Below are 3,747 nucleotides of genomic sequence, written 5' to 3'. Positions count from 1 at the left end.
ATGGAATTGACCAGATATTCGCCGCGCTGCGCCGGCGATTGCGCGAAAGCGGACCACGCGCCGGCGGCGAGCGCCACGGCGGCCAAAGCAAAACGAATCATCAGCATTTCCCCCCAGCCTCTTTAGGCATTCTAATTCGTGCGGTCCTGCCGCGGAAGTTCGCGACGATCCGGATCGTGGGAAATCGCTTCTCATTCCGTGCAAATCGACACGCAATTTGCGCTAAGGACCGGACGCGCTAGGCGGCGCTCGGGTCGGGGTCATGGAGGCCGTGCTGTTCTTCACGCCGACCCGCATCACGCCATAGGCTAGAGCCGCGCCCAGCGCGACAATCCCGAGCGAGAGCGCGACGCGCCGCTTGCGAGCAAAGGTTTCACCCCGAGAGGGTCCCCGCGACCGCGGCCAGCGCACGCGTGTCATCGCCCATCATCGCTCGCGACAGAATGGCGTAAAAGAAAAGAGCGGCGCACAGCGCCGCTCTCGAAACCGGTCGCACGGGGACGACGATCACGCCGCCGCCGTGTCCTCGGCCTTCGCCTGCACCGGTCCGGAATCGACGCCCTTGGCATCGACATCGCGATCGACAAACTCGATCACGGCAACCGGAGCGGAGTCGCCGTAGCGGAAACCAGCCTTGATGATGCGGGTGTAGCCGCCATTGCGGTCCTTGTAGCGGGGACCGATAACGTCAAAGAGCTTCTTGACCATGTCGACGTCACGCATCCGCGACACCGCCTGGCGACGCGCATGCAGGTCGCCGCGCTTGCCAAGGGTGACGAGCTTCTCGACGATCGGACGCAGATCCTTCGCCTTCGGCAACGTGGTGATGATCTGCTCGTGCTTGATCAGCGCAGCGCACATGTTGGCGAACATCGCCTTGCGATGCTCGGCGGTGCGGTTCAGCTTGCGATGCGCATTACCGTGACGCATGGGGTTCTTCCTTCTCTTCTCTGCGTCGCGACGATCAGTCCGACGTTGTGCTCAGGTGGGCTTCCTGCGTTCGCCCGATAAGGTCATGGCCGGACGCGAGCCCGGCCACGACGGTCAACTCAAACTCAGTAATGGTCTTCGAAACGCTTGGCGAGATCGTCGATATTCTCCGGCGGCCACCCCGGCACTTCCATGCCGAGATGCAGGCCCATCTGCGCCAGAACTTCCTTGATCTCGTTGAGCGACTTGCGGCCGAAATTCGGCGTGCGGAGCATCTCGGCTTCGGTCTTCTGAACGAGATCGCCGATATACACGATGTTGTCGTTCTTCAGACAATTGGCCGAACGCACCGACAGCTCGAGCTCGTCCACCTTCTTGAGGAAGGCCGGGTTGAACGCGAGATCGGGGATCGACTCCGCGACGACTTCCTTACGCGGCTCCTCGAAGTTCACGAACACGTTGAGCTGATCCTGCAGGATACGCGCGGCATAGGCGAGCGCGTCTTCCGGCGACACCGAACCGTTGGTCTCGATCGCGAGCGTCAGCTTGTCATAGTCGAGGATCTGCCCTTCGCGGGTGTTCTCGACCTTGTAGGAGACCTTCTTCACCGGCGAATACAGGCTGTCGACCGGGATCAGACCGATCGGCGCATCTTCCGGACGGTTACGCTCGGACGGGACATAGCCCTTGCCGGTATTGACCGTGAATTCCATCCGTATCTCGGCGCCCTCGTCGAGAGTGCAGAGCACGAGATCCGGATTGAGGATCACGATGTCGCCCACCGTGGAGATATCACCGGCGGTGACAACGCCCGGGCCATTCTTCTTCACCACCATGCGCTTGGGGCCTTCGCCCTGCATCTTGATGGCGATGTCCTTGATGTTGAGGACGATGTCGGTCACGTCCTCTCGCACACCGGGGATCGACGAGAATTCATGCAGCACGCCGTCGATGTGCACCGATTGCACCGCCGCGCCCTGGAGCGACGACAGCAGAATCCGCCGGAGCGCATTGCCCAGCGTCAGTCCGAAGCCGCGTTCGAGCGGTTCGGCCACCAGTGTCGCCTCACGCCGCGGGTCGGCACCTGCCGACACCTGCAGCTTGTTCGGCCTGATCAGTTCCTGCCAGTTCTTCTGGATCGTCACGTTTGCACCCATCGCCTTGGTCGGCTCGGTCTTGCCATGCGTATCGGCGGCGGACGCGTCGTCCTGCCACCGGGTCATCGTATCCGTCATACGCGGCGGCGCTTCCGCGGCCGACAACCGTTATGCGGGATCGGCGTCACGTCGCGGATCGACGTGATGGTGAAGCCGGCAGCCTGCAGCGCGCGCAACGCGCTCTCACGGCCCGAACCCGGTCCCGAGACTTCCACTTCCAGCGTACGCATGCCGTGCTCCGCCGCCTTCTTGGCGGCATCTTCGCTGGCGACCTGAGCGGCATACGGCGTCGACTTGCGCGAGCCCTTGAACCCCATGGTCCCCGCCGTCGACCACGCAATGGTGTTGCCTTGCGCGTCGGTTATGGTGATCATGGTGTTGTTGAAGCTGGCGTTCACATGCGCAACGCCGGAAACAATATTCTTGCGCTCCCGGCGACGGACGCGCGTTACTTCTTTTGCCATTCTCGTTCCTTTCGCAGCGCTCCAGTTTCGCGATCAGCGATTCGCGACCCGAAGCGACCCGATCCGAAATTACTTCTTCTTGCCTGCAATCGCCTTCGCCGGTCCCTTGCGGGTGCGGGCGTTGGTATGCGTACGTTGACCGCGCACCGGCAGGCCCTTGCGGTGACGCAGGCCGCGATAGCAGCCGAGGTCCATGAGGCGCTTGATATTCATCGAGGTCTCGCGGCGAAGATCGCCTTCAACCGTGTATTCACGATCGATCATTTCGCGGATCTGCAGGACTTCGGCGTCCGTGAGCTGGGACACACGCCGTTCATACGGAATGTGCAGCTCCTCCATGATGTGGTTCGCTGCGTGCTCACCAATGCCATGGATATACTGAAGCGCGACGACGACGCGCTTGTTGGTTGGAATATTGACACCTGCAATACGGGCCACGATCTCGCTCCATGTGTCGGCAGCCTCCCTCGGCTGCCGATCAACCTTCCTGCTCTGTCCGTGTCTTTCGGAGGGGACCGCAAAGGGTTAGCACGACACCTTGCCCCCGCCTCTCTCGGGGCCCGGCATCGCGCGTACGTTCTCCCACTGAATGGCGCGGTATGTACGGATTCACCGGCGTTTCGTCAACCTCCGGCCTCGTCCGGAACGGGCTTTTGATGCCCGGTTCCGGCCCGAATTCCTGCTCTTGACCGCCTTGTGGCGGGTACCGGCCGATTTGGCCGATTTCACGGTCCTGGACTTGGAAGCGGCCTTCCGCGACCGTCCCTTGACCGCCTTTTTGGCCTTGGAAGCACCCTTTGAAGCTCCCTTAGCCGTCCCTTTGGCCGTTCCCCTGGAGGCTGCACCCTTGGCAGCAGCCTTTGAGGTCCGTTTCGAGGCCGCCCGGGCCCCGGTTCCGCGCGACGGCGGCTTGCGCCCGGCGGCGCGGCGAGTCGGAGCGCCGCGAACCGCCCGCTTGCGGGCAGGCGCCTTCTTGCGCCGCGCCGGGGCCGCGAGAAGCGCCCCGATCGCCTCGGTCACCTCGTCGATCCCGGCCATGCCGTTGGTGGCCTTGTGCAGGCCCTTCCGGCGGTAATAGTGCGACAGCGGCGCGGTCTGCGCGTGGTAGGCGTCGAGCCGCTTTTTCAGCGATTCGGCATTGTCGTCGGCCCGGACCGGCTCGCCACGCGCCTGCATCTCGGCGACACGCTTCTCGA

The 3,747-nt window shown here is 63.2% G+C and carries 5 protein-coding genes; all 5 read right to left on the bottom strand.

Annotated features, from left to right (window positions below; all coding sequences use genetic code 11):
* Positions 1–507: 507 nt before the first annotated feature.
* Positions 508–930: a 50S ribosomal protein L17 gene (gene rplQ / locus VNZ93_RS11770; protein WP_325704720.1), complete on the bottom strand. Its 423-nt coding sequence runs from the start codon at positions 928–930 to the stop codon at positions 508–510.
* A 125-nt stretch (positions 931–1,055) separates the two neighbouring features.
* Complete coding sequence (locus VNZ93_RS11765; protein WP_325704723.1) at positions 1,056–2,087, bottom strand: DNA-directed RNA polymerase subunit alpha; 1,032 nt, start codon at positions 2,085–2,087, stop codon at positions 1,056–1,058.
* A gap of 74 nt (positions 2,088–2,161) precedes the next feature.
* On the bottom strand, positions 2,162–2,551 hold the full coding sequence (rpsK, locus tag VNZ93_RS11760) for a 30S ribosomal protein S11 (protein ID WP_325704718.1): 390 nt from the start codon (positions 2,549–2,551) through the stop codon (positions 2,162–2,164).
* Positions 2,552–2,620: 69 nt separating this feature from the next.
* Complete coding sequence (gene rpsM, locus VNZ93_RS11755; RefSeq protein ID WP_325704715.1) at positions 2,621–2,989, bottom strand: 30S ribosomal protein S13; 369 nt, start codon at positions 2,987–2,989, stop codon at positions 2,621–2,623.
* A 171-nt stretch (positions 2,990–3,160) separates the two neighbouring features.
* Entirely contained in the window at positions 3,161–3,727 is a 567-nt protein-coding gene (locus VNZ93_RS11750; RefSeq protein WP_325704712.1) for a hypothetical protein, read from the bottom strand.
* Positions 3,728–3,747: the final 20 nt, after the last annotated feature.

Origin of the sequence: Pseudorhodoplanes sp. (assembly GCF_035565795.1) — a bacterium.
Classification (GTDB): domain Bacteria; phylum Pseudomonadota; class Alphaproteobacteria; order Rhizobiales; family Xanthobacteraceae; genus Pseudorhodoplanes.
The sequence above is the reverse complement of the archived record's forward strand: the minus strand, read 5'-3'. Positions and strand labels throughout refer to the sequence as shown.

Bases quoted from the DNA above. Each gene is read 5' to 3' on its own strand.
- rplQ (WP_325704720.1), bottom strand. From the start codon at position 930: ATGCGTCACGGTAATGCGCATCGCAAGCTGAACCGCACCGCCGAGCAT.
- VNZ93_RS11765 (WP_325704723.1), bottom strand. From the start codon at position 2,087: ATGGGTGCAAACGTGACGATCCAGAAGAACTGGCAGGAACTGATCAGG.
- rpsK (WP_325704718.1), bottom strand. From the start codon at position 2,551: ATGGCAAAAGAAGTAACGCGCGTCCGTCGCCGGGAGCGCAAGAATATT.
- VNZ93_RS11750 (WP_325704712.1), bottom strand. From the start codon at position 3,727: ATGCAGGCGCGTGGCGAGCCGGTCCGGGCCGACGACAATGCCGAATCG.